We start from the raw sequence: 22923 nt of genomic DNA on the forward strand, positions 1-22923 counted from the left end.
CACCCGCCCCGGCGCCCGTCCCCGCACCGGTCCCCGCACCGACGGGCGACGACGCCGCGGCCGCCGCCGAGGTGCTGCGGCTGGTCAACGTCGAACGCGCTGCCGCCGGCTGCTCGGCCGTCACGGTCAACCCCGTCCTCGCGGAGGTCGCGCGCGCACACAGCCAGGACATGGCAGACCAGGCGTACTTCGATCACACGTCGCTCGATGGGCGCTCGCCCTGGGATCGCCTGGCAGCCGCGGGCTACTCCGCCGGAAGCGGTGAGAACATCGCCGCGGGTCAGGGCACTGCTCAGGCCGTGATGTCGAGCTGGATGAACAGCTCGGGACACCGCTCCAACATCCTCAACTGCAGCAGCACGACGATGGGAATCGGCATCGGCCACGGCGGGCCGTACGGCATCTACTGGACGCAGATGTTCGGCCGTTCCTGACGGTCGAAGTCTCGGTGTGAGGGGTGCGTGACGAGCTGCGACACCTCAGGCGAGCAGCACTTCGTAGCCCGCACCGCGCAGAGCGTCGACGGCATCGGCATCCGCTGCGGCATCCGTGATCAGCGTGGGGAACAGCTCCACGCCACCGACGGCGGCGAAGGCCACGACGCCGAGCTTGCTGCCGTCGGTGACGACCACCGCGCGGCGAGCGCGTTCGGCCATCATCCGGTTCACGGCCCCCTCGCGCTCGTCCTGCGTCGTGGCACCGGCAGCGGCATCCATCCCGTTCACGCCGATGAACGCCATGTCCAGCCGGATGCCGCGCAGCAGCTGCTCGACGAACGGTCCGACGAGCTCGTAGCTGCGCGAGTGGATGACCCCGCCGGTGACGACGACCTTGATGTCGGGCCGCGTGGCGAGCTGGGCGGCGATGTTCACGGCGTTCGTGACGACGGTGATGCCGCCGTTCGCGGCGAGGTCGTCGCGGGCGGCGAGCGCAGCGGCGATCGAGGTGGTGGTGGTGCCGCCGGAGAGTCCGACGACCATGCCCGGCGCGACGAGAGCGGCCGCCGTCTGGGCGATGCTCTCCTTCTCGTGCGTGCGCAGGTGGCTCTTGTAGCGGATGGGCAGCTCGTAGGCCACGGTCTGCGCGACCGCGCCGCCGTGCGTGCGGGTCAGCAGACGCTGCTCGGCGAGGCTGTCGAGGTCTCGGCGCGTGGTCGCCGCCGACGCGCCGAACCGGTCGACGAGCTCGTCGATCGTGACCTCTCCCGCTTCGGCGAGGAGGTCGAGGATCGCATTGAGCCGCGCTGCCCGTTTCATCTCGCCACCGTATCGGCCCCGGCGAGGGCGAACAGACGCAGCATCCGGGCAGCTTCGTCGGCCAGCGCATCGCGTGCGGGCGCGAGGTACTTCCGCGAATCGACCAGACGCTCGTCGGCGGCGAGCGTCTCACGGATCGCCCGGGTGAAGAACCCGTTGAGGTGCGTCGAGACGTTGATCTTCGTCATGCCCGCCCGCACGGCGTCGGCGATCACGGCGTCGGCGACGCCGGAGGATCCGTGCAGAACGAGCGGTACCGTGAGCGCGGCGCGCAGCCGCGCGATCAGGTCGAGGTCGAGCGAGGCCGTGCGGTCGGTCATCGCGTGCGAGGAGCCGACGGCGACCGCCAGCGCATCCACACCGGTCGCGGCCACGAACGCCTGCGCCTCGTCGGGGTCGGTGCGCACGCCCGGAGCATGGGCTCCGTCCTTGCCGCCGACCTCGCCGAGCTCGCCCTCGACGTAGACGCCCGCGGCATGCGCACGCGCCGCGACCTCCGCCGTCAGCGCGACGTTGTCGTCGTAGGGGAGCGCGCCGCCGTCGAACATGACCGAGCCGAATCCGAGCGCGACCGCCTCGTCCACGAGTTCCGGGCGCTCGGCGTGGTCGAGGTGCACGGCGACGGGCGTCTGCGCCCGACGGGCCAGCGCGAGGGTGGCGAGGGCGATCGGCTCGAGGCCGCCGTGGTAGTCGGCGCAGTTCTGCGAGATCTGCAGGATCACGGGCAGCTGCGCGAGCGCCGACGCCCGCACCAGTCCCTCGGCGGTCTCGAGGTGGATCACGTTGAACGCGCCGATCCCGGTGCCGGCAGCGGATGCCGCAGAGACGAGTTCGCGGGCGGAGACGAGGGTCACGATGAGTCCTTTCCAGACGAGGCGGGCCGGAACGATGCCGGGTCGGGGCGCGAGACGCGCAGCTGCTGCTCGAGCGCGGTCCAGCGCGGGGAGATGTCGCCGGCGAGCGGCATGAGCACGGCCGCGGCCGACCACGCCGTGGCCCGACGCAGAATGATCTCGGGGTCGCGAACGCCCTCGGCGTACAGCACTGCGCAGGCTGCGACGCCCGCATCGCCCGCGCCGGTCGGGTTGCCGGCCAGCCGCTCGTCGAGCCGGGCGTGCACGAGGTCGGATGCCGTGACCGCCAGCATCCCGTCCGCTCCCAGCGACAGGAGCACCAGCTTGGCTCCGCGGGCGATCAGCGACCGCGCACCCTCGACCGGGTCGATGATGCCGGTCGCCTCGGCGAGCTCGGCTGCGTTCGGCTTGAGCACGGCGGCACCGGCATCCGCGGCGCGCAGCAGTGCCGGGCCCGAGGTGTCGGCGATGACCGGCACGCCGGCATCCCTCCCGACCGCGATGAGCATGGGCAGCAGCGCATCGGGCGCACCCGGCGGCAGGCTGCCCGAGATCACGAGCACACGTGCACTCGGCAGCCGCTCGACGACCTCGGCGAGGAGGGCCGCCCACTCGACGTCGCTCGGGTTCGCCCCGCGCTCGTTGATGATCGTCGTGTCGCCGCGGGTCTCGTCGACCACCGCGATGCTGCGGCGCGTCTCGGCGGCCACCGGAACCAGAGCATGCGGGACGCCGCTCGCCCCCAGCTCCGCGGCGAACTCCTCGCCCACGCGGCCGCCGCTCGTGGTGACGGCGAGCACGACCGCACCCTCGGCGTGGGCGACCCGCGCCACGTTCATGCCTTTGCCTCCCGCGCGGCCGATGCCGGCATCCGCGCGGTGCGTGCCGCCCTCGACGAGCCGGTCGACGCGCCAGGTGAGGTCGAGCGCCGGATTCGGGGTGACAGTGAGGATCACGTGAGCTCCCGTGCGCGCAACGCCGCACCGAGCAGACCCGCGTTGCCGGAGAGCTCGGCGGGAACCAGCACGGGGAGGCGGTGGAAGCTGAGGCGCTCCGCGAGGCGAGTGCGCAGCTCGTCGAAGAGGGCGCCGCCGGCACGCGAGAGCCCACCGCCGATGACGACGGCTTCCGGGGCGACCACGGCCGTCAGCTGGGCGAGCGACATGGCGAGAGCGTCGAGCGCGGAGTTCCAGATCTCGGCGGCGACCTCGTCTCCGGCGGCAGCCCGCGCGATGACGTCTTTCGCGCCGTCCGGTGTGATGCCGGTGGCATCTCGGTACCGGCGAGCGATCGCTCCGGCCGAGGCGACGGCTTCGAGGCACCCGCGGGCGCCGCACGCGCAGATCGGCCCGTCCGCGATCGGCGAGTGGCCGATCTCTCCGGCATAGCCGCCCGCGGTGTACGGGACCCCGCCGACGAGCAGAGCCCCGGCGATGCCCGTGCCGATGACGAGCACCACGGCGTCGGCATAGTCCCGGGCCCCACCCAGGCGTCGCTCGGCCCAGCTGGCCGCGCGGACGTCGTGGTCGAAAGCGACCGTCAGACCGAGACGGGCGCTCGACAGATCGCGCAGCGGAGCGTCGTGCCAGCCGAGGTTGCTCGCGAACACGCCGAGCCCGGCATCCGCGTCGACGATCCCCGGCACGACCAGTCCGGCCGCCTGAGGAACCACGTCGGGGTGCGCGGCGCGGAGTTCACCGGCCAGCACCTCCAGCCGGTCGAGCAGCACGTTGGTGCGGTCGCCGTCCGCCACCGGCGTCGGACTGCGGAGGAGACCTCGCGGATTGCCCTCGCCGTCGAACAGGGCCGACTTGATGTCGGTCCCGCCGACGTCGAACGCCAGCACGGGGGCGCCCGCCCCCAGCGTGCGCACGGCGCCGTCAGGCCTGGTCATGGAAGGTTCCGCTCATGCATCCAGGATGACGGATCGCGTGAGGTTGCGGGGCTGGTCGGGGTCGAGCCCCCGAGCGACGGAGCGTTCCAGAGCGAGCCGGTGCAGACGCACGAGATCGGCCAGCGGGTCGATCGGACGGTGCTCGAACCGTGCCCCGGTCGCCTGCACCTGGTCGGCGAGACCCTCCGGGGCTTCACCGAAGTGCCACGTCACGCGACCCGGAGCGGCGATGGCGATGGGACCGTGACGGTACTCCATCGACGCGTAGGACTCGGTCCACGACTGGGACGACTCGCGCATCTTCAGGGCCGCCTCGTGCGCGAGACCGGTCGCCCACCCACGGCCGAGGAACGTGTACTGCTCGGCGTCGCGGAGTTCGTCGTCGCCGTCTTCGCTCAGCACGGCCGTCGCGTCGGCGATCGCACCGCTGAGGTCCTCGCCGAGAGAAGCGCGGAAGAGCGCGAGAGCGGTCGTCGCGAATCGCGTCTGCACGACGGACTGCTCGTCGGCGAAGGGCAGGAGCACGGCCTCGTCGACGAGCGAGACGAGGGGCGACTCGGGGTCGCCGATCACGCCGATCGTCCGAACCCGGCCCTTGACGCGGTCGACGAGCTCGAGCACCTCGGTGGTGGTGCCCGAGCGGGTGAGTGCGACGACGGCGTCGTAGCCGCGGTCGACGAACGCCTCGGATGCCGCGAACGCGTCGGTCTCACCCTGGCCGGACGACTCTCGCAGAGCGGCGTAGGACTGCGCCATGAACCAGGAGGTGCCGCAGCCGACGACGGCGATGCGGGCTCCGGCGGCCGGCAGCAGGCGCTGCTCCGCCTTCAGTTCGGCGGCGGTCGCCCAGGTCTGCGGCTGCGAATGAAGCTCTTCGCGCATGTGCGCGCCGGGGAGTGTTTCGGTCATGGAAGGGCCTCTCTCGAGCGGAAGTTGCATAGTTGTGATTGTTTGTGGCCTGATTCGATCATAGTATGACGATCAAGAACATCAACATCAGGTTCTTCTTGATTTGTTTGTTCCCTTGACAAATAATCGTACAAGTTCCATCCACCTGACGGTGATCCTGCCGTCGAACACCGAGCCTCGGCTTGACCGATCGTGGCTGCCCCCGGCGAAGCGATCACCACGCACTGTCGCGTGATCGTGCTTGCGACTGTGCACCACACCCCTTCCGGAGACGGAGTCCGTTCCCGGAACGGACACTCACAGTGAGGAATGCAATACACATGAAGAAGTCACTGCGGTTCGGCGCCGCCGCCCTTGCGGCCGTCGCCACGCTCTCGCTCGCTTCGTGCGGGTTCGGCGGATCTTCCGGCGACAGCGGCGACGCGGACGGATCGACCACGCTCGACCTCCTCGTCCCCAGCTACTCGGACGGCACCAAGGCGAACTGGGAGACCGTGATCAAGGGTTTCGAGAAGGCGAACCCTGACATCAAGGTCAAGCTCGAGGTGCAGTCGTGGGACAACCTCGAGAAGGTCGTCTCCACCAAGATCCAGGCCGGCGAGGCACCCGACATCTACAACGGCGGACCGTTCGCCGGCTTCGTGGGCGATGAGCTGCTGTATCCGGTGCAGGACGTCGTGTCGGAAGACACCTTCGCCGACTTCCAGGACTCGTTCATCAAGAACGCCGAGGTCGACGGCACCGCCTACGCGCTTCCGCTGATCGCATCGGCCCGTGCCCTGTTCGTCAACAACGCGCTGCTCGCCCAGGCGGGCGTCGAAGCGCCCACCGACTGGGACTCGCTGCTGGATGCCGCGACCAAGGTCTCCGCGCTCGGCGGCGGTGTCGCCGGCTACGGCATGCCGCTCGGATCCGAAGAGGCCCAGGCCGAGGCGGCCGTGTGGCTCTGGGGCGGCGGCGGATCGTTCGGCGACGCGTCCGAGATCACGATCGACACCCCGGAGAACCTCGCCGGAGCCGAGCAGATCAAGAAGATGATCGACGCCGGCGCGACGCAGGCCGACCCCGGCTCGACGCAGCGTTCGCCGCTGATGGACATCTTCATCCAGGGCAAGATCGGCATGCAGGTCGGCCTCCCGCCGACGGTCGGCCAGATCGAAGAGGGCAACCCCGAGCTGGACTACTCCATCGTCCCGATCCCGACGAAGGACGGCTCGCCCTTCACCCTCGGCGTCATGGACCAGCTGATGGCCTTCCAGAACGACGACGACAAGAAGGAAGCGATCACCAAATTCTTCGACTACTACTACTCGGCAGACGTGTACGTGCCGTGGGTGCAGGCCGAGGGCTTCCTCCCCGTCACGAAGTCGGGCTCTGAGGCCCTCGCCGGCGAAGAGGCGCTCAAGCCCTTCCTCGACGTGCTGCCCGACGCGCAGTTCTACCCGTCGACGAACCCGAAGTGGTCCGCCGCCGACGGCGCCTTCAAGTCGCTGTTCGGACAGCTGCAGTCGAAGCCGGCTCAGGACGTCCTGACCGAGATCCAGGCGCAGGTCGACGCGGGCTGAGCCCGCTGAACACTGCTGATCGAAAGACGGAGAGGTTCGGGTATTCCCATGAGCCAGACAACAGAATCCTCGAACCTCGCGGGGGCGGCCACCGGCCGCCCCCGCACTCCGGGCGCCATCCCGCGGCGCACCTCGCGCGGCAAGGATCTCCTCCAGGCGCTGCCCTGGATCGCGCCCGCCCTGCTGCTGATCATCGGCGTGGTGTTCTTCCCCGCCGGCGTCATGTTCTTCAACTCCACGCGCGACATCTCCCTGTCGGGGCTCGACAAGGGCTCCGTCGGATTCGACAACTTCGCCACCGTGTTCGCGTTCGCGGAGTTCTGGCCGATCCTCGGTCGCACGATCATCTGGGTCGTGTCCGTCGTCACCTTCACCGTCGTGATCTCGCTCGGCCTCGCGCAGATCCTGAACAAGGCGTTCCCCGGCCGTCAGATCGTGCGCATGGCCGTGATCGTGCCGTGGGCGGCATCCGTCGTCATGACGACGATGGTCTTCTACTACAGCCTCGAGCCGTACTTCGGGGTGTTCAACAAGTTCCTCTACGACATCGGGCTCTCTGACGACGCCGTGGGCTACGGCTGGACGAAGAACCCCGCGACCGCCTTCGCCTGGTCGATCGTGATCGCGATCTTCGTGTCGCTCCCCTTCACCACCTACACGATCCTCGCCGGGCTCCAGTCGGTGCCGGCCGATGCGATCGAGGCGGCGAAGATGGACGGCGCGGGCCCCGCACGCACCTACTGGTCGATCATCCTGCCGCAGCTGCGCAGCGCCCTCGCCGTCGCGATCCTCATCAACATCATCAACGTGTTCAACTCGCTGCCGATCCTCAAGGTGATGACCGGCTCGATCCCCGGCTACGGCGCCGACACGATCATGACGATGATCTTCAAGTACATCGAGCTGCAGAAGAAGGTCGACGTCGCGAGCGCGCTGTCGGTCGTCGCCTTCCTCATCGTCATCGTGATCGTCGCGATCTACGTCAAGACCGTCAAGCCCATGAAGGAGGTCTGATCGTGACCGTCACCGAGACCGAACTCGTCACCACGGCCGGACGCGGCGGCCGCAGCACGCCTCCCCTGAACGGCCGCAAGCGCCGCTACACCGAAGACCAGGTCACGCTGCCGCGGGTCATCCTGCGCACCGCCGCCGGTTTCCTCGTGCTCGCGATCTTCGTGCTGCCGTACCTGATCATGTTCTTCGGCTCCGTGAAGACGAAGCCCCAGATCCGCTCGGTCGACCCGACGTACCTCCCGACCGAGTGGCACTGGGAGAACTACATCACGATGTGGTCGACCCCCGAGACCCCGTTGCCGTACAACCTGATCTCGACGATCATCATCGCGGTGTTCGCGACGCTGCTCGTGCTCGTCGTCTCCCTGCCCGCGGCGTACTACACGGCGCGGTTCAAGTTCCCGGGCCGCATGGTGTTCCTGTTCCTGGTGATCGTCACCCAGATGCTGCAGCCGGCGGTGCTGACCTCGGGCCTGTTCCGCCAGTTCACGACTCTCGGGCTCGGCGACACGTGGGCGGCGATGATCTTCATCAACGCCGCGTTCAACCTCTCGTTCGCGGTGTGGATCATGCACTCCTTCTTCGCCGGCATCCCCAAAGAGGTCGACGAAGCCGCGCAGATCGACGGAGCCGGACGCTTCACCGTCCTGTTCAAGATCAACCTGCCGCTCGTCTGGCCGGGCATCGTCACCGCGATCGTGTTCACGTTCGTCGCCTGCTGGAACGAGTTCGCGGCATCCCTCGTCATCCTGTCGACCGACAAGAACCAGCCGCTCTCCGTCGCACTCACCAAGTTCGTCGGTCAGTACGAGACGAGCTGGCAGTACGTGTTCGGCGTCTCGATCGTCGCGATCCTGCCCGTCGTCATCCTCTTCATGCTCATCGAGAAGCGTCTCGTGGGCGGGCTGACCGCCGGCAGCGTGAAGTAGGCCGCCGGGCGCGGATGCCGGGGCGAGAGCGGATGCCGGGGCGTCAGGCTTCGGTCAGCGCCGGCATCCGCCGCTGCTCCCGGCGGAACCGGCTCGGCGAGCTGCCGAGCCGCTGACTGAACTGCCGGGAGAAGTAGGCGGGATCGTCGAACCCGACCTGCTGCGCGATGATGCTCACCTCGAGGTCGGTCTCGACGAGCAGCGACTGGGCGCGGGCGAGTCGCGACTCGATGAGCAGCTGCAGCGGTGTCAGCCCGGTCGCAGACACCGTCGCGGAGCGCAGCTGGGGCACGCTCATCCCGAGCTCGTTGGCCCGGGTCTCCATCGACACCTGACGGGTGGCGCCCCGGGTGAGCGCGTCGACGAGGTCAGGTGCCGAGTCGGGCATGGTCATCGCCGCGAGATCGGTGATCCAGCCGTAGCTCACGGCCGAGGCGCGGAGCGCGCCGACGGAGCTGCCGTCCGTCAGATGCTCCTGCAGCCTCGCGAAGGTCGTCGGCAACGACTCCGGCATCCGATCGAGCGGCACGACCGGAGCGGCACGTCGCCATGCCCCGAGTTCGTCGAGCGCGCGTGTCGCCGCACCCGAGAACAGGATCCAGTGCTCGGTCCAGCCTGCGCGATGCGGCCCGTACCCGTGCGCGACACCGGGGAACAGCCAGAGCAGGGCAGGTGCTTCGACCCTGACCTCTCCCGTGAGCGGGCTGGAGTACCAGCCGGTACCCTCACTGATGACGACGACGGCGTGGGACCGCAGCTGTCGTCCCCGGAAGCCCTCGTGACTGCCGCGATACTCCCCCGCGCCCAGGCAGGCGACGGTGACGTCAGTGAGCGCGCGTGCAGGATTCGCATAGATCGCCCAGTTGTCCATGATCGTCCAAGTCTGGTCTCCCCGCCGCGAAAATACAAGCCTCGCATGAGGAAATCCATGGACGAATAGTCCTATCCGGGCCGATGCTGGATGCATGATCACGTCCAACGGCTTTGTCCTCGACGAGAGACCGGAGCGACTCGGTCGACTCGACCCCGTGCCGGCCGCCCTGCGAGGCGACAAGGACGCGCTGTGGGACCATCTGCGCCGCGACGGCTACCTGTACCTCAGCGACCACCTCGATCCTGCCCTGGTTCGCGACTTCCGCTCCTACTATTTCCGCAAGCTCGCACCGACGGGCCTCGTGCAGACGGAAGGAGTGGACGAAGGCATCGACTCCCGTGCGGACGTCGACCTCGCGCTCACCCGCCGCGTGCTCTTCGACGACGTCGTGCCGGGCGACCGCTACGCGGCGCTCACCTCGCACCCGTCGATCCGCGGATGGTTCGAGTGGTTCCTCGGTGACGACGTGCACCTCCACAAGCGCCGCATCATCCGCCACACGCGGCCGGGCGAGACGGGCATCGGCACGGCCACGCAGGCGCACTACGACCTCGTCTACCTGCGCGAGGGCACCGATCGTGTCCTGTCGATGTGGATCCCCCTCGGCGACTGCGCCGTCGAGACCGGCGGACTCGCCTACCTCGAGGGCAGCCATCACCGCGTGATGGCTCAGGAGCGCGCCGGCACCCTCAAGATGCCGGCCGCGTCGATCACCGCCGACCTGCCCGGATTGGCCGACGAGTACGACTCCCGCTGGCTGATCAACGACTACCGGGCCGGCGACGTCATGGTGCACTCCGCGCACATCGTGCACGCCTCTACCGACAACGTGGACCCCGACCGCCGCATCCGCCTCTCCACCGACATCCGCTACCAGCGCGTGTCCGATCCGATCGACTGGCGGTGGCAGGAGCACTGGTTCGAGGGCGACGGCCTCTGACGGCGTCCGCGTCAGGCGTCGGAAGCGGATGCTGCCAGCAGCTGCTCTGCGCTCCATCGCACGCCGAGGGCCGAGGTGAGCGCGGCCTGAGCGGCGCCGGCCGAGAGCGCGACGCGGGGATCGGCGTAGCGGACGGGCACCTGCGCGGTTCCCCGCGAGGCGTAGTCGGTCTCACTCCGGAGGCTGTCGAGGAAGCGGGGCCCGAGCACCGTCGCCGGGCCGCCGATGACCACCTCCGCAGGGTCGAGCAGGGCGCTGATGAGCTTCACGGCGCGGGCGAGGGCGCGGGCGCCCTCATCCAGCTGGTCGGGGTCGGCGCGGGCGGCGAGAACCGCGAGCTCTGCGGCATCCATCGCGTCGGAGAACTCCGCGCCGAGCATCGCTCCCATGGCTGCGGCCGATTCCAGGCATCCGCGTCGGCCGCAGCTGCAGTCCCTGGCCGCGTCGCCGAAGACCACCTGGACGTGCCCGATCTCGCCGGCGCGGTCGCGCGGTCCCGGAGCGAGCTCGCCGTCGAGCGTCACCGCGGCACCGATGCCGCCGCCGATGTGGATGAAGAGTCGGTAGCCCGCGGGGGATTCGTCGCGACCGGCCTCGGCGATCGCCTCGGCGTCGACGTCGTTGATGAGCAGCACGGGGGCGTGCAGCAGTCGCTCGAATCGCTCGGCCAGCGGCACGTTCTCCCACTTCAGCTGCACGCTCTCCAGCACCGAGCGGCCGTCGGTCGTGCCGGGGAGCTGCACCCCGGCAGCCAGCAGACGGTCGCCGATGTCCGCGGCGGCGGCGGCGATCGCGCCGTCGAGCACCCGGTCGCGGTCATCTGCGGAATAGGTGACCCGTCGCACTTCGAGCTCGGTGCCGTCGAGGGCGACGAGGGCGAGGTGCGCGTGCTGCGGTTGGATGACGACGACGAGGATCACATGGTGCTCGGCGTCGATGCTGAGAGTGGTCGCCCGCTTGCCGCCTGTGCTGGCGGCCTGCTCCCCCTCGATGACCAGGCGGTTCTCGATGAGTTCGGCGACCAGCGACGATGCGGTCGCCGCGGTGAGACCCGTCGCCCTGGCGATACCGGCGCGGGTCTGAGCGCCCGGGTTCCGGAACACCAGCTGTAGCGCACGCCGGAGGTTCGCACGCCGGACCGATGCCTGCGTGTCGAGGGCGTCATCGGTGTTCAGCATCGGGGTCCGTTCGGGCGGTCAGCTGCGGAGCTGTTGACAGATCGTGCGGCGATCCGTAGTCTCTCCGTAAGTTTATTCATTGAACTTAGTTGGCCGTGAGGCCTCCCACAACTCCGGACGGGCGAGTGCTGCACACACCGTCGCCCGTCCGGCACTTCTCTCAGCGGCCCTCTGCCGCTTCGGTGTGATGACGGATGACCTCGGCCACCACGAAGTTGAACCACTTCTCGGCGAACTCCGGGTCGAGATGCGCCTCCTCCGCGAGCGCCCGAAGACGAGCGACCTGCTGCTCCTCGCGATTCGGATCGGATGCCGGCATCTCATGCTCGGCCTTCAGATGGCCGACCTGCTGGGTCGCGCGGAAGCGCTCGGCCAGCATGAAGATCAGCGCGGCGTCGATGTTGTCGATGCTGGCGCGAAGTCGGAGCAGTTCGGCCTTCGGGTCCTCAGCGGCTGTCATGCCCCCTACTCTAGAGCCGCGGAACGCCCGTGTTCCGACGACCCTCAGCGCTATCGTGAGCACATGAGCAACGAAGAGTCGCCGGCATCCGAGCCCACCGACGACACGGCATCCGCCGCCCCGTCCGACGCCACCCCCGGCGTCCCCGACACCGCCGTCGCCACCGCCGTCGGACCGCGTGCCGCCGTCGAGCCGACGGAACCCCGCGGCGCGATCTGGACCCGCATCGATCGCCCGTTCGTGTTCGGGTTCCTGGTGACGCTGGGTGGCCTCGGAGCCATCGTGCTCGGTCTCGCGCTGACGAGCCTGTCGACCGTGCTCATCTACATCGCGCTCGCTCTGTTCGCGGCCCTCGGCCTCGACCCGGCGGTGCGGTTCCTCGAGCGGCGCGGCCTGTCTCGGGTGCTCTCCGTCGTGGTCGTCATCGTCGCGCTCGTCGTGGTGTTCGCCCTCCTGCTGTGGATGGTCATCCCGATCCTCGTGGAGCAGATATCGAGCTTCGTCCGCTCCGTTCCCTCGATGGTGCAGGAGTTCACCCGCAGCGACCTCTATGCGACGCTGGAGCGGCAGTTCGGCGAACAGTTCCAGGACCTGGTCGGCGAGGTCCAGAAGTTCCTCTCCGACTTCGGCAACATCGCCATGATCGGTGGAGGAGCATTGAAGGTCGGCGCGTCGATTGCGAGCGGCATCTCGGGAGCCATCATCGTCCTGGTGCTCACGCTCTACTTCCTGGCGAGCCTCGGCGGCATCAAGACCAGCCTGCTGCGCCTCGCTCCGGCTCGCGATCGCGCGCGGGCGGGCGACATCGCGGACCAGATCACCGACTCGGTCGGCGGGTACGTGATGGGAATGGTCGTGCTCGCGTTCTGCAACGCCATGCTCGCGCTGGTGCTCTACCTCGTGCTCGGCCTGCCGTTCCCGCCCTTGATGGCGACTGTGGCGTTCTGCATCACCCTGATCCCGCTGGTCGGCTCGGTGCTGTTCTGGGTCATCGGCACCGGCATCGCCCTCTTCACCAACCCGATCGGCGCCCTGATCTTCGCGATCGTGTACCTGATCTACATGCAGATCGAGGCGTACGTCATCACGCCGCGCGTCATGAATCGCGCCATCTCGATCCCCGGTTCGCTCGTGGTGATCGGCGCTCTCGCCGGCGGCACGCTGCTCGGACTGCTCGGCGCACTCGTCGCCGTGCCGGTCACGGCATCCATCCTCATCATCATCAAACAGGTCTGGGTGCCGCGCCAGGACGCCCGGGTGTAGTCAGCGCGAGCCCGCTGCACGCAGAAATGCCCGGACCCGCTGCAGGAATCGGCAGCGGGCCCGGGCACTTCTTCAGGTCGAGAACTCAGACGAGGTCGTTGTCCTCGAGCCACTTCTTGGCGATGTCGGCCGACGACTGCTGGTCGACCGTGCTGAGCACGTTCAGCGACACGAGCTCCTCGGCGGTGAGCTTCGCGCTGATGGCGTTCAGCACCTCGGACACCTGGTCGGCGATGTCGCTCGAGACGATCGGCACCACGTTCGACGAGATGATCAGGTTCTCCGGGTCTTCGAGCGCGACGATGTCTTCGGTCTCGAAGGCCGGGTCGGCCGTGTAGATGTCAGCGACCTGGATCTCGCCGGCGAGCAGCGACTCCAGCGTGGTGGGGCCGGTGGCGGAGAACGCCAGGTCGACGCCGTAGACCTCCTTGGCGGCGGCCGGGCTGTACGGGCGCTGCTCGAACTCGGGCGGTGCGCCGATCGTGACCTGCGACGTGACGTTCTTCAGATCACCGATCGTCTTGAGGTCGTTCTCCTCGGCGAAGCTCTTGAGAACCGTGTAGGTGTCCTGGTCGGACGCCTCGGCGTAATCGAGAGCGGTCAGGCCGTCGGGCAGGGCATCCTGCAGCGCGGCGTAGACGTCGTCCGGAGCGGTGACGTCGACGCCGTCCTTCGAGAGGTACTCCAGCAGGCTGCCGGTGTACTCCGGGAAGACGTTGATCTCGCCGGACTCGACCTCGGGCATGTACGCATCGCGCTGTCCGATGTTGAGCTGCTTCTCGACGGTGAACCCGGCGCCTTCGAGCGCCTGGGCGTAGATCTCGGCGATGATCTCGTTGGAGTAGTACCCCTGCGAGCCGACGACGATCGTGTCGGAGCTGCCCGAACCGGATCCGGCGTCGTCGGACGGCTCTTCGAGCGGGTTGCCGCCGCAGGCGGTCAGGGCGAGTGCGGCCGCGGCCACCAGGCCGACGGCCAGAACGGAGCGCTTGCCTCGTGCTGTGAACATGGACTTCTCTTTTCTGTGGGACTTCTTCAGGTGCTGTGAAAGCGGGACGGAGAGATCAGGCGGGGGATGCCGCGGGCGCAGGGGCCGGTGTGAGTGGGCGGGTGCGGCGGCGAGTCGGGCGACCGGTGCGCAGCCCCCGCGGAACGGCAGCATGTTGGGCGGCGGCGAGCAGCAGGTCGACGAGCAGCGCGAGCACGGCGACGATGAGCGCGCCTCCGAGGACCTGATCGAAGCGACGCAGCGGGATGCCCTGGATGATCGGCCAGCCGAGCCCGCCGAGATTGACGTAGGCGGCGATCGTCACGGTCGCGATGACCTGGAGCAGCGCCGAGCGGATGCCGCCGACGAGCAGGGGAAGACCGAGGGGGACTTCGACCTTCCAGAAGATCTGCCACTCGGTCATGCCCATGGCCCGGGCGGCATCGATCACCCGACGGTCGATCGCCTCGAGACCCGTATAGGCACCCGCGAGGAGCGAGGGGATCGCGAGGAGCACGAAAGTCGTGATGGCGGCCTGGGGCACGCGCAGCACTCCGAGGAGGAGCACGAGCAGCACCATCAGACCGAAGGCGGGGATGGCACGCGCGGCGCCCGACACCGCGACGGCGATCTCGCGGCCCCGGCCGGTGTGACCGATCAGCCAGCCGAGCGGCAGGGCGATGACCGCGGCGATCAGCACCGAGATGGCGGTGAGGGCGAGGTGCTCGCCGAGGAGCTTGGGCAGGGCGTAGTTCCCCGTCCACTGGGCCGGGGCGAACATCCACGCGATGGCGTCGGCGAAGAGGTTCATGCGGCTGCCCTCACCGGAACGGCGCGGCTCGCGGCGACGCGACTCGGGGCGGTCGTCCACGGCATCAGCGCGCGTCCGAGCAGCAGCAGGATCAGGTCGATCACGAGCGCGATGATCACGACCGCGACGACGCCGGCGAAGACCTCGGCGATGATGCGACGCTCGAGGCCGTTCGTGAAGAGGTACCCGAGATTCGTGACGCCGATGAGGATGCCGACGGTCGCGAGCGAGATCGTGCTGACGGCAGCGACGCGGAGTCCGGCGAGGATCACGGGACCGGCGAGCGGGAACTCGACGGCCCAGAACCGCCGGAACGGCGCGAATCCGGTCGCCGTGGCAGCCTGACGCACGCCGTCGTCGACCGAGTCGAGACCGTCGGCCACGGAGCGGACGAGGATCGCGACCGCGTAGATCGTCAGGGCGATCACGAGGTTGGTCTCACTGATGGCCGAGTAGCCGAGCGTCGCCGGCAGCAGGATCAGCAGAGCGAGCGAGGGGATCGTGTAGAGCAGACCGGTGAGCACGATGATCGGTCCGCGCACGAGCCGATAGCGCCAGGCCACCCAGCCGAGCGGCAGCGAGATCACGAATCCGATCACGATCGGCACGATGCTCTGTCGCAGGTGCACCAGCGTCAGTTCGAGGATCAGCCCGAAGTTGTCGGAGACCCAGTTCACAGTGCGCCCTCAGCCTCGGCATCCGTTGCGGCGACGCTCGCCGGCTCGGCCACGATCGCGCCCTGCGTGCGTCCCTCGGAGTCGACGACGACGGTGCCGTTCGGCGTCTGCTTGAGGCGCAGCGCGCGTCGGCCGCGGTCGGCGCCGATGAACGCGGCGACGAAGTCGTCGGCCGGGTTCTCGATGATCTCGCTCGGGCTCCCGACCTGCACGATGCGCGCGCCTTTGTCGAGGATGACGACCTGGTCGCCGAGCAGGAATGCCTCGTCGATGTCGTGCGTGACGAAGACGACGGTCTTGTCGAGTTCGTGCTGCAGCCGAAGGGTCTCCTGCTGCAGATCGGCGCGGACGATCGGATCGACGGCGCCGAAGGGCTCGTCCATGAGCAGGATGTTCGGGTCGGCCGCGAGGCCTCGAGCCACGCCGACGCGCTGCTGCTGGCCACCGGAGAGCTGGCTCGGGTACCGTTCTGCGAGCGACTGGTCGAGACCGACGGTGTCGAGCAGCGTGCGGGCCCGCTTGTGCGCCTCGGGCTTCTTCACACCCGTGAGACGCAGCACGGTCGCGACATTGTCGATGACCGAGAAGTGCGGCATGAGTCCGGAGTTCTGCATCACGTAGCCGATGCGGCGACGCAGCTGCACCGGATCGCCGACGAGCACGTTCTCACCGTCGATCTCGATGTCTCCCGAGGTCGGCTCGACCATGCGGTTGATCATGCGCAGAAGGGTGGTCTTGCCGCACCCGGACGAGCCGACGAACACGGTGGTCTTTCGCGACGGCAGCACCAGGCTGAAGTCGTCGACCGCCACGGTGCCGTCAGGGAACTGCTTGGTGACGTTGCGGAACTCGATCATGGGTCACTTTCCAGTCGGTCGGTCGACGAGGCGCGCATCGGCGCCCCGGCGACGGCATACGGAAGTCATGCGCTGATCTGCACGCGCGGGTCGAAGGCGACGTAGCCGGAGAAGTCCTTGCCGACGCGGTCGAATGCGGAGGGGTACGGGGTCGGATACGACCACGCGTAGTCGGTGTGCAGCTCGTCGCCGGTCTTCACCGAGAAGTACTGCGCTGCGCCCTTCCACGGGCACGTGTACGGAGTGGGGCTCTCGACCAGCGCTCCGGGCGCGATCGAGGCCGGCGGGAAGTACCAGTTCCCCTCGATGCGGACGAGATCGCTCTCGTCGGCCTCGGCGATGACGGTTCCTGCGATGACAGCCTTCATGGTCCTGCCTCCTCGGATGTGGGTTCGAGCGTATAAGACGGCTGGGACATCCGGGCGGGGGTTGCGGGGAAGCCGTCAATGTGAGAAATATTCGGATGCTGTTCGATGCGGCGCCGGGAACGGATTGCCGGCCACGGCGCCACGGGCCTCAGGCCGAGTCGCGACCGTATCCCTCGAGCAGGCGGAGCCAGATCTCGCTGATCGTGGGATACGCCGGAACGGCGTGCCAGAGACGGGAGATCGGGACCTCGCCGACGATGGCGATCGTCGCAGCCTGGATGAGCTCGGCGACCTCGGGACCGACGAAGGTCGCGCCGATCACGACGTCGCGCTCCGTGTCGATCACGAGGCGGGCCTGACCCTCGAAGCCGTCCTCGTAGACGCTCGCTCCCGCGATCGCACCGAGGTCGTAGTCGATCACCTTCACGTCGTGCCCTGCTTCGCGAGCGGCGGCCTCCGTGAGTCCGGCCGACGCGACCTCGGGGAACGAGAAGGTGACCTGCGGCACCGCCGCGTGATCGGCGGTCGCGACGTGCCGGCCCCACGGGGCGTCGTCGACGTCGTCGCCCTTCGCACGTGCGGCGATCACGTCGCCCGCCGCGCGCGCCTGGTACTTGCCCTGATGGGTGAGGAGCACGCGGCCGTTGACGTCGCCCACGGCGTAGAGCCAGTCGACGCCGGGTACGCGCAGCGTGTCATCCGTCTCGATCCACTTGCCCGGCTCCAAACCGACGACCTCCAGGCCGATGTCGCGGTTGTGCGCGGATCGTCCGGTGGCGACGAGCACCTCCGCGGCGACGATCTCCTCGGCGCCGTCGAGCGTGATCGTCACGCCCTCGTCGCCACGACGGACGGAGGTCGTGCCGGTCGAGGTGCGCACATCGACGCCGAGTTCCTTCAGCCCTGCTGCCACGCGCTCGCCCGCGAAAGGCTCCATCGACGCGAGCAGCTCTCCCCGCGCGATGATCGTGACCTTCGAGCCGAGCGACGCGTACACCGTGGCCATCTCGACCGCGACGACGCCGCCGCCGATCACGGCGAGGCTCTCGGGGAGTTCCTCGGCGCTCGTGGCCTCGCGACTGGTCCACGGAGACGCCTCACGCAGTCCGTCGATCGGCGGGATCACGGCCTCGGAGCCGGTGCTGATCGCGACCGCATGGCGGGCGCGCAGCACGCGGGTGCCGCCGTCGGCATCCGTCACGGTGACCTCGCGCTCACCCGTGATCCGGCCGAAGCCGCGGGCGAGATCGATGCCCGCCGAGTCGAGCCACTTCACCTGGCCGTCGTCCGACCAGCTGCTGGTGAACGAATCGCGGCGGTCGAACACCGCGCGCACGTCGAGCTTTCCGGTCACTGCCTGCGAGGCTCCGCCCACGTGCTGGGCTGCCCGCAGGGCCTGCGCCGGTCGCAGCAGCGCCTTGGAGGGCATGCACGCCCAGTACGAGCACTCCCCGCCGACGAGCTCGCTCTCGACGATGATCGTCGTGAGACCGCCCTGCACCGCACGGTCGGCGACGTTCTCGCCGACCGCTCCCGCGCCCAGCACGATCAGGTCGTATTCATCCGTCTTCGCTGCAGCATCCATGTGTCGCACCTCTCCGTCGCCCAGTCTCGCTCAAGAGCAACGTCGAGTCACGGGTCAGTTGTTCCACGCGGGGCGATTGCCGCGGCATCCGGTCGTGCATCCGCCTTCCATCTGCAGGTTCAGATCACGGATGCAGGCGCGAAACCCGGCGTGTCGACCTGCAGGTGTGATTCGAACCTGCGGATGCAGCGCCGCGCGGCCGTCGTCAGGCTGCGACAGCCTCCCGCGGCGCGCGACGGGAGGCGAAAGCCCGCGGGTACGCCCGCTGCAGCGCGACGACGACGAGGGTCGCCGCGACCACCTTGATGAGGTCTCCGGGAAGGAAGGCGAGGCTCGACAGTGCGGTGGGGAGGAGGGGCACGCCGGTCACGAGGGCCTGGACGGGGATTCCGAAGGCGTAGACGACGAGCACGCCGCCGATCAGGGATGCCGCGGCGGCGCGCCACCACGTGACCCGCCCGGTCCGCATCAGCAGGCCGATCACGACGACTCCCGCGATCCAGCCGGCGAGGTATCCGACCGTGGGACCGACGAACACGCCGAGGCCTCCGCGTCCGCCGGCGAGGACGGGGAGCCCCACGGCGGCGAGCACGAGCACGAGCACGATCGACAGCGGCGCGATCCGCGGGCCGAGAACGAGCCCGGCCAGCATGACGCCGAGCGTCTGGGCGGTGATGGGCACTCCGCCTGGCAGCGGCACGACGACGGTGCCGAGCACGATGATGAGGGCGGCGAACACGGCCACCCGGCCGAGAGTCGCACTGGTGTCGCGGGTTGAGGGTGCCATCGGGGATCCTTCCTGAACAGTGTTCACCTGAACACTGTTCAGCACAGTACTCACTGGGGACCTCCGCCTGCAAATCAGAGACCCGACGGCACCAGCACGACCTTCCCCCGCTGCCGACGCTGCTCGATCGCGTCGTGCGCCGAGGCGGCATCGTCGAGGCGGTACTCGTCGACGGGCGGAGCAGTCCGACCCTCCGCGACCGCGGCGAGCGCTCGGGTCTCGAGCGCCCGCAGATCCGGAAGAGCCCGTCCGAGCGGCACCGCGACCGTGAGCGAGCGTTCGACGATGTCGGCCGAGTCGAGGCGCACGATCTCGCCGCTCGACCAGCCGATGATCACGACCCGCGCGCCGCGACCGAGACTCTCTACCGCAGCTCGTCCGGTCGCACCGCCGACGCCGTCGATGAGCACCGACGGCTGCGCGCCGTCGAGCAGCTCGGTCATCCGCTCGGGCCAGGCGTCATCGGTCGCGTCGAGCGTCAGCATCCGTCCTGCCGAGCGCCGCCCGCCGTGCGCCAGCTGCTCGACGACCGCCCGCTTCGCCTCGCCCCCGTAGAGCGCGACGACCGTCGCGCCCTCCGACAGTGCGAGCTGGGCGAGCTGACTTCCGAGACCGCCCGAGGCGCCGGGGATGATCACGACGTCGTCCGGCCGGAACTCGACCGAGTCGAGCACGAGCTGCGCGGTCCGACCGGTGCCGATCGCGGCGACGGCCTGCGGGAACGGCATCCCGACGGGGAGGGCATGGAGCGCCGCAGCCGGCGCGATCGTGAACTCCGCGTAGCCGCCGCTGCGGAAACCGACATGCGCGACCACGCGCGCGCCGAGGAGAGCCGCGTCGACGTCGGGGCCGACGGCCTCGACGGTGCCGGCGACCTCGCGCCCCGGTGTCATCGGGAGCGGCGGCTTCGGCATCGACGGCGGCCCTTCGCCGCGCCGGATGTCGGTGTCGACGGCGTGCACTCCGGCGGCGGCGACGCGCACGAGGACCTCGCCGTCGCCGGGCTCGGGCACCGCGACCTCCTCGATCTTCAGCACCGCCGACGCGCCGAACTCCCGCTGCACGATCGCCCGCATGGTGCGCTCCTCCTCGACCCCGGTGCTCATGCGCCCTCCCCCTCGACGGTCGTGACGCCCTCGGCATCCGTCCGCATTCTCGGCGCGACCAGCGCGGCGGCCGCGGCGATCACCGCGGCCAGGATGAACACACCGGTGAACGGATCGGCGACCGCCGCCAGCGCCGTGAACAGGCTGCCCGTGACGGCGAGCGCCAGCGCACTCCCGAACGAGTCGGCGACCGTCATCGCCCCGCTGTTGAATCCCTGATTCTCGGGCGTCGACATCGCGAGCGTCAGGGCGCTGGAGCGCGGGCTCAGCAGCCCCATCCCGACGCCGGCGAGGATCCACGCCCCGGCGACCAGCAGGGCGCTCCACCCGAACGCCGCCACGGCGACCGTCAGCAGGATGCCCGCCAGCACCAGGACGGTTCCCGCGCGCACCGCGGTTACGCTGGAGAGACGCACGCCCATCCGCCCCTGCACGGTCGCCGCGGCGGACCAGGCCAGCGCGCCGCCGGTCAGCGACAGCCCGGCGAGCGTCGGCGACAGCTCGTAGCGGTCGGTCAGCAGGTACGGCAGATACACCTGCGCACCGAAGAACGCGGCACCGGCGAGTCCGCGGACGAGGATGACCGAGGGCAAGCCGCGACGCGCGCGCAGCGTGCCTCGCGGCACGAGCGGGCGCACGGCGATCAGGGCGATGACGATCGCGACCACCGCGAGCACCGGACCGATCGCGGGGATGTCGCCGACGAGGTTCAGAGCGAGCACGGCGACGGCGGCGAGCACTGACCAGCCGAGCCGACCGAACGCCCACGGGGCCGTCGCGTCGCCGTCGTTCGCGAGCCCGCGCAGGGCGGGGATCACCATCACCAGGGCCACGAGCACCAGGATGACGACGCCCAGGAAGACCCAGTGCCAGCTCCACAGCTCGGTCACGGCGCCGGCGACGGTCGGCCCGATGAGGGACGGGATCACCCAGGCTGCGGCGAAGCCGGCGAAGATCGCCGGGTGGAGCTCCTGCGGGTACACCCGGGCGACCACGACATACAGCGCGACCATCAGGCCGCCGCTGCCGAGCCCCTGGGCGAAGCGCCCCGCGACGAGCACCTCCATGCTCGGCGCGAGTCCGGCGATGAGCAGCCCGACGACGAACATCACGACGGCGGTGTACAGCGGAGCGACGGGTCCGCGACGATCCGCCCAGTTGCCCGCGATCACCATGCCGATCACGCTCGTCGCCAGGGGGCCGGCGAAGGCGAGGGCGTAGAGCCGCTCGCCGCCGAGGTCGGCGCTCACCGTCGGCATCACGGTCGTCACCGCCAGGGATTCGAAGGCCCCGAGGAACACGAGCGCACACGCGCCGATCGTGATCCAGAGATAGTCGCCGCCCATGATGCGGTGGGCGGCGGCACTCGGCGTCGCGTCCACTCCTGTTTCCGTCGTCATGATCACGACGCTAGGACTTCAACTAAGGTTGAGGTCAAGCGGAGCATGCGAGGAGGAGACCGTGCCACAGCTGGACGGCGACAAGGATCGACGCCTCACGATCGGCGAAGTCTCCGCGCGCAGCGGCGTCGCGGCATCCGCCCTCCACTTCTACGAGCGCAACGGCCTGATCGTCTCGGAGCGTTCCTCGGGCAATCAGCGACGATACGGCCGCGACACCCTGCGGCGCGTCGCCTTCATCCGGGTCTCCCAGCGCGTCGGCATCCCGCTCAAAGACATCCGCACCGCCCTGGAATCGCTCCCCGAGGGCCGGACGCCGACGAAGCAGGACTGGGCGCGTCTGTCGCAGCGCTGGCGTGACGAGCTCGACGCCCGCATCCGCCAGCTCGAGCACCTGCGCGGCGACCTCGACGGATGCATCGGATGCGGCTGCCTCAGCCTCACGTCGTGCGCCCTGCAGAACCCCGAGGATGTGCTCGGACGCACGGGTGCGGGACCGATCCGCTGGCTCGCGAAGGGCATCCCCGCCGACGGGTGAGGCGGCTCAGCGGACGAGGAGGAAGTGCGTCGGCGTCGGAACCTGCGCCTCATGACGGATGCCGAGAGGCGCGCCCGTACGCTCATCGAGGTCGAGCAGCGTGATCGTGTCGGACCGCTGCCCGGCGACGAGGAGCTTGCCCTCGTGGACCAGGTGATGACGCGGCCAGTCGACGCCCGAGTCGGCGAGGGCGACCGACTCGAGGGAGTCGCCGCCGCCGCGCACGCGCAGAGCCGCGATCGTGTTGCTGCCGCGGAGGGCCGTGTACAGGAACTGCCCGTCGCGGGTGCGGGCGAGCTCGGCGGGGAAGTCGAAGCCGACCTGCGCGATCGGACTCGACAGGGTCGACGACACGACGCGCCAGGTGCCGTCGACGCCGGACGCGAGCGTGAACACCTCGCACGAATACTCGGTCACGACGTGCAGATGACCGCTCGGGTGCACGACCATATGGCGCGGACCGGTGCCGAGCGGCAGCACGACCTCGTGGTCGAGGCTGAGGCCGTTCGCGCTCTGCCTCCAGAACCGCACCAGATCGAAGCCGAGGTCGGTGGTGGCGATCCGGCCGTCGGGCAGGAACGCCGCGGCGTGCGCGTGCGACGCCCGCTCCTCGCTCGAGCCGTGCGGGTCGGTCGCGGCGACGCCGTCGCCCGGAGGGGTCGCCGCGACC

At 69.4% G+C, this 22923-nt stretch carries 25 protein-coding genes; 7 read left to right on the forward strand and 18 right to left on the reverse strand.

Annotated elements, in window-relative coordinates; genetic code table 11:
* On the forward strand, positions 1 to 434 hold a 434-nt coding region (locus DW306_RS13315), incomplete at its 5' end, for a CAP domain-containing protein (RefSeq protein ID WP_205814180.1).
* Between the two features lie 45 nt (positions 435 to 479).
* On the opposite strand, the gene DW306_RS13320 is transcribed toward DW306_RS13315, so the two are convergent.
* Genes DW306_RS13320 through DW306_RS13340 form a run of 5 tightly spaced genes read right to left on the reverse strand, consistent with a single transcriptional unit; the run spans position 480 to position 4913 of the window.
* Entirely contained in the window at positions 480 to 1256 is a 777-nt protein-coding gene (locus DW306_RS13320; RefSeq protein WP_136056080.1) for a DeoR/GlpR family DNA-binding transcription regulator, read from the reverse strand.
* Entirely contained in the window at positions 1253 to 2110 is an 858-nt protein-coding gene (locus DW306_RS13325; protein ID WP_136056081.1) for a class II fructose-bisphosphate aldolase, read from the reverse strand. Before DW306_RS13325 ends, DW306_RS13320 begins: the two co-directional genes overlap by 4 nt.
* Complete coding sequence (locus DW306_RS13330; protein WP_136056082.1) at positions 2107 to 3066, reverse strand: 1-phosphofructokinase family hexose kinase; 960 nt, start codon at positions 3064 to 3066, stop codon at positions 2107 to 2109. Before DW306_RS13330 ends, DW306_RS13325 begins: the two co-directional genes overlap by 4 nt.
* The gene (locus DW306_RS13335; RefSeq protein ID WP_136056083.1) at positions 3063 to 4004 is read right to left on the reverse strand and encodes an ROK family protein; all 942 of its coding nucleotides are present in this window, start codon (positions 4002 to 4004) and stop codon (positions 3063 to 3065) included. The genes DW306_RS13330 and DW306_RS13335 overlap by 4 nt, the downstream gene beginning before the upstream one ends.
* 12 nt (positions 4005 to 4016) lie before the next feature.
* Entirely contained in the window at positions 4017 to 4913 is an 897-nt protein-coding gene (locus DW306_RS13340) for an SIS domain-containing protein (RefSeq protein WP_136056084.1), read from the reverse strand.
* A gap of 320 nt (positions 4914 to 5233) precedes the next feature.
* On the opposite strand from DW306_RS13340, the gene DW306_RS13345 reads away from it, so the two are divergent.
* From DW306_RS13345 to DW306_RS13355, 3 genes are read left to right on the forward strand one after another with little or no spacing between them, the layout of a single operon-like run.
* Positions 5234 to 6478: an extracellular solute-binding protein gene (locus DW306_RS13345; RefSeq protein WP_136056085.1), complete on the forward strand. Its 1245-nt coding sequence runs from the start codon at positions 5234 to 5236 to the stop codon at positions 6476 to 6478.
* A 48-nt stretch (positions 6479 to 6526) separates the two neighbouring features.
* Complete coding sequence (locus tag DW306_RS13350) at positions 6527 to 7492, forward strand: sugar ABC transporter permease (protein WP_136056086.1); 966 nt, start codon at positions 6527 to 6529, stop codon at positions 7490 to 7492.
* A 2-nt stretch (positions 7493 to 7494) separates the two neighbouring features.
* Positions 7495 to 8421: a carbohydrate ABC transporter permease gene (locus DW306_RS13355; protein WP_205814181.1), complete on the forward strand. Its 927-nt coding sequence runs from the start codon at positions 7495 to 7497 to the stop codon at positions 8419 to 8421.
* A 43-nt stretch (positions 8422 to 8464) separates the two neighbouring features.
* Here the strand turns inward: DW306_RS13355 and DW306_RS13360 are convergent, their stop codons facing one another.
* A complete protein-coding gene (locus DW306_RS13360) occupies positions 8465 to 9292 on the reverse strand; it encodes an AraC family transcriptional regulator (RefSeq protein ID WP_168429329.1) in 828 nt (275 codons plus the stop codon).
* 94 nt (positions 9293 to 9386) lie between these two features.
* Here DW306_RS13360 and DW306_RS13365 point away from each other — a divergent pair, with 94 nt between their 5' ends.
* Positions 9387 to 10235, forward strand: coding sequence for a phytanoyl-CoA dioxygenase family protein (locus DW306_RS13365; RefSeq protein WP_136056088.1), 849 nt, complete (start codon positions 9387 to 9389; stop codon positions 10233 to 10235).
* An 11-nt stretch (positions 10236 to 10246) separates the two neighbouring features.
* Here the strand turns inward: DW306_RS13365 and DW306_RS13370 are convergent, their stop codons facing one another.
* Together DW306_RS13370 and DW306_RS13375 are read right to left on the reverse strand one after the other, a co-directional pair.
* Positions 10247 to 11413, reverse strand: a complete 1167-nt coding sequence (locus tag DW306_RS13370; RefSeq protein WP_136056089.1) for an ROK family protein — start codon at positions 11411 to 11413, stop codon at positions 10247 to 10249.
* 160 nt (positions 11414 to 11573) lie between these two features.
* Positions 11574 to 11873: a chorismate mutase gene (locus DW306_RS13375; RefSeq protein ID WP_116636254.1), complete on the reverse strand. Its 300-nt coding sequence runs from the start codon at positions 11871 to 11873 to the stop codon at positions 11574 to 11576.
* 63 nt (positions 11874 to 11936) lie between these two features.
* Here DW306_RS13375 and DW306_RS13380 point away from each other — a divergent pair, with 63 nt between their 5' ends.
* Complete coding sequence (locus DW306_RS13380; RefSeq protein ID WP_136056090.1) at positions 11937 to 13136, forward strand: AI-2E family transporter; 1200 nt, start codon at positions 11937 to 11939, stop codon at positions 13134 to 13136.
* An 85-nt stretch (positions 13137 to 13221) separates the two neighbouring features.
* On the opposite strand, the gene DW306_RS13385 is transcribed toward DW306_RS13380, so the two are convergent.
* From DW306_RS13385 to DW306_RS13425, 9 genes are all read right to left on the reverse strand, one after another.
* Positions 13222 to 14145, reverse strand: a complete 924-nt coding sequence (locus DW306_RS13385) for an ABC transporter substrate-binding protein (protein ID WP_136056091.1) — start codon at positions 14143 to 14145, stop codon at positions 13222 to 13224.
* Between the two features lie 55 nt (positions 14146 to 14200).
* On the reverse strand, positions 14201 to 14935 hold the full coding sequence (locus DW306_RS13390) for an ABC transporter permease (RefSeq protein ID WP_136056092.1): 735 nt from the start codon (positions 14933 to 14935) through the stop codon (positions 14201 to 14203).
* The gene (locus DW306_RS13395) at positions 14932 to 15612 is read right to left on the reverse strand and encodes an ABC transporter permease (protein ID WP_136056093.1); all 681 of its coding nucleotides are present in this window, start codon (positions 15610 to 15612) and stop codon (positions 14932 to 14934) included. The genes DW306_RS13390 and DW306_RS13395 overlap by 4 nt, the downstream gene beginning before the upstream one ends.
* The gene (locus DW306_RS13400) at positions 15609 to 16469 is read right to left on the reverse strand and encodes an ATP-binding cassette domain-containing protein (protein WP_136056094.1); all 861 of its coding nucleotides are present in this window, start codon (positions 16467 to 16469) and stop codon (positions 15609 to 15611) included. The genes DW306_RS13395 and DW306_RS13400 overlap by 4 nt, the downstream gene beginning before the upstream one ends.
* Before the next feature lie 65 nt (positions 16470 to 16534).
* Positions 16535 to 16837, reverse strand: a complete 303-nt coding sequence (locus tag DW306_RS13405; RefSeq protein ID WP_136056095.1) for a DUF427 domain-containing protein — start codon at positions 16835 to 16837, stop codon at positions 16535 to 16537.
* A 148-nt stretch (positions 16838 to 16985) separates the two neighbouring features.
* Positions 16986 to 18422 carry an NAD(P)/FAD-dependent oxidoreductase gene (locus tag DW306_RS13410; RefSeq protein ID WP_136056096.1) on the reverse strand — a complete coding sequence of 479 codons (1437 nt, stop codon included), beginning with the start codon at positions 18420 to 18422 and terminating at the stop codon, positions 16986 to 16988.
* Between the two features lie 205 nt (positions 18423 to 18627).
* Positions 18628 to 19209, reverse strand: coding sequence for a biotin transporter BioY (locus tag DW306_RS13415; protein WP_136056097.1), 582 nt, complete (start codon positions 19207 to 19209; stop codon positions 18628 to 18630).
* A gap of 74 nt (positions 19210 to 19283) precedes the next feature.
* On the reverse strand, positions 19284 to 20315 hold the full coding sequence (locus DW306_RS13420; protein ID WP_205814182.1) for a zinc-binding dehydrogenase: 1032 nt from the start codon (positions 20313 to 20315) through the stop codon (positions 19284 to 19286).
* The gene (locus tag DW306_RS13425) at positions 20312 to 21661 is read right to left on the reverse strand and encodes an MFS transporter (protein ID WP_136056102.1); all 1350 of its coding nucleotides are present in this window, start codon (positions 21659 to 21661) and stop codon (positions 20312 to 20314) included. The genes DW306_RS13420 and DW306_RS13425 overlap by 4 nt, the downstream gene beginning before the upstream one ends.
* Positions 21662 to 21713: 52 nt before the next feature.
* Here DW306_RS13425 and soxR point away from each other — a divergent pair, with 52 nt between their 5' ends.
* Complete coding sequence (gene soxR, locus DW306_RS13430) at positions 21714 to 22253, forward strand: redox-sensitive transcriptional activator SoxR (protein WP_136056098.1); 540 nt, start codon at positions 21714 to 21716, stop codon at positions 22251 to 22253.
* Between the two features lie 6 nt (positions 22254 to 22259).
* Here the strand turns inward: soxR and DW306_RS13435 are convergent.
* Positions 22260 to 22923 (reverse strand): beta-propeller fold lactonase family protein (locus tag DW306_RS13435; protein ID WP_136056099.1); only part of this gene is annotated, 664 nt, incomplete at its 5' end.

Origin of the sequence: Microbacterium sp. K24 (assembly GCF_004794465.1) — a bacterium.
Taxonomy (GTDB): domain Bacteria; phylum Actinomycetota; class Actinomycetes; order Actinomycetales; family Microbacteriaceae; genus Microbacterium.

Excerpts from the sequence above, each read along its gene's own strand:
- DW306_RS13415 (WP_136056097.1), bottom strand. The coding sequence starts at position 19,209 with ATGGCACCCTCAACCCGCGACACCAGTGCGACTCTCGGCCGGGTGGCC.
- DW306_RS13390 (WP_136056092.1), bottom strand. The coding sequence starts at position 14,935 with ATGAACCTCTTCGCCGACGCCATCGCGTGGATGTTCGCCCCGGCCCAG.
- DW306_RS13345 (WP_136056085.1), top strand. The coding sequence starts at position 5,234 with ATGAAGAAGTCACTGCGGTTCGGCGCCGCCGCCCTTGCGGCCGTCGCC.
- DW306_RS13400 (WP_136056094.1), bottom strand. The coding sequence starts at position 16,469 with ATGATCGAGTTCCGCAACGTCACCAAGCAGTTCCCTGACGGCACCGTG.
- DW306_RS13340 (WP_136056084.1), bottom strand. The coding sequence starts at position 4,913 with ATGACCGAAACACTCCCCGGCGCGCACATGCGCGAAGAGCTTCATTCG.
- DW306_RS13320 (WP_136056080.1), bottom strand. The coding sequence starts at position 1,256 with ATGAAACGGGCAGCGCGGCTCAATGCGATCCTCGACCTCCTCGCCGAA.
- DW306_RS13405 (WP_136056095.1), bottom strand. The coding sequence starts at position 16,837 with ATGAAGGCTGTCATCGCAGGAACCGTCATCGCCGAGGCCGACGAGAGC.
- DW306_RS13380 (WP_136056090.1), top strand. The coding sequence starts at position 11,937 with ATGAGCAACGAAGAGTCGCCGGCATCCGAGCCCACCGACGACACGGCA.
- DW306_RS13410 (WP_136056096.1), bottom strand. The coding sequence starts at position 18,422 with ATGGATGCTGCAGCGAAGACGGATGAATACGACCTGATCGTGCTGGGC.
- DW306_RS13425 (WP_136056102.1), bottom strand. The coding sequence starts at position 21,661 with ATGGGCGGCGACTATCTCTGGATCACGATCGGCGCGTGTGCGCTCGTG.
- DW306_RS13365 (WP_136056088.1), top strand. The coding sequence starts at position 9,387 with ATGATCACGTCCAACGGCTTTGTCCTCGACGAGAGACCGGAGCGACTC.
- DW306_RS13420 (WP_205814182.1), bottom strand. The coding sequence starts at position 20,315 with ATGAGCACCGGGGTCGAGGAGGAGCGCACCATGCGGGCGATCGTGCAG.
- DW306_RS13335 (WP_136056083.1), bottom strand. The coding sequence starts at position 4,004 with ATGACCAGGCCTGACGGCGCCGTGCGCACGCTGGGGGCGGGCGCCCCC.
- DW306_RS13360 (WP_168429329.1), bottom strand. The coding sequence starts at position 9,292 with ATGGACAACTGGGCGATCTATGCGAATCCTGCACGCGCGCTCACTGAC.
- DW306_RS13350 (WP_136056086.1), top strand. The coding sequence starts at position 6,527 with ATGAGCCAGACAACAGAATCCTCGAACCTCGCGGGGGCGGCCACCGGC.
- DW306_RS13385 (WP_136056091.1), bottom strand. The coding sequence starts at position 14,145 with ATGTTCACAGCACGAGGCAAGCGCTCCGTTCTGGCCGTCGGCCTGGTG.
- DW306_RS13370 (WP_136056089.1), bottom strand. The coding sequence starts at position 11,413 with ATGCTGAACACCGATGACGCCCTCGACACGCAGGCATCGGTCCGGCGT.
- soxR (WP_136056098.1), top strand. The coding sequence starts at position 21,714 with ATGATCACGACGCTAGGACTTCAACTAAGGTTGAGGTCAAGCGGAGCA.
- DW306_RS13375 (WP_116636254.1), bottom strand. The coding sequence starts at position 11,873 with ATGACAGCCGCTGAGGACCCGAAGGCCGAACTGCTCCGACTTCGCGCC.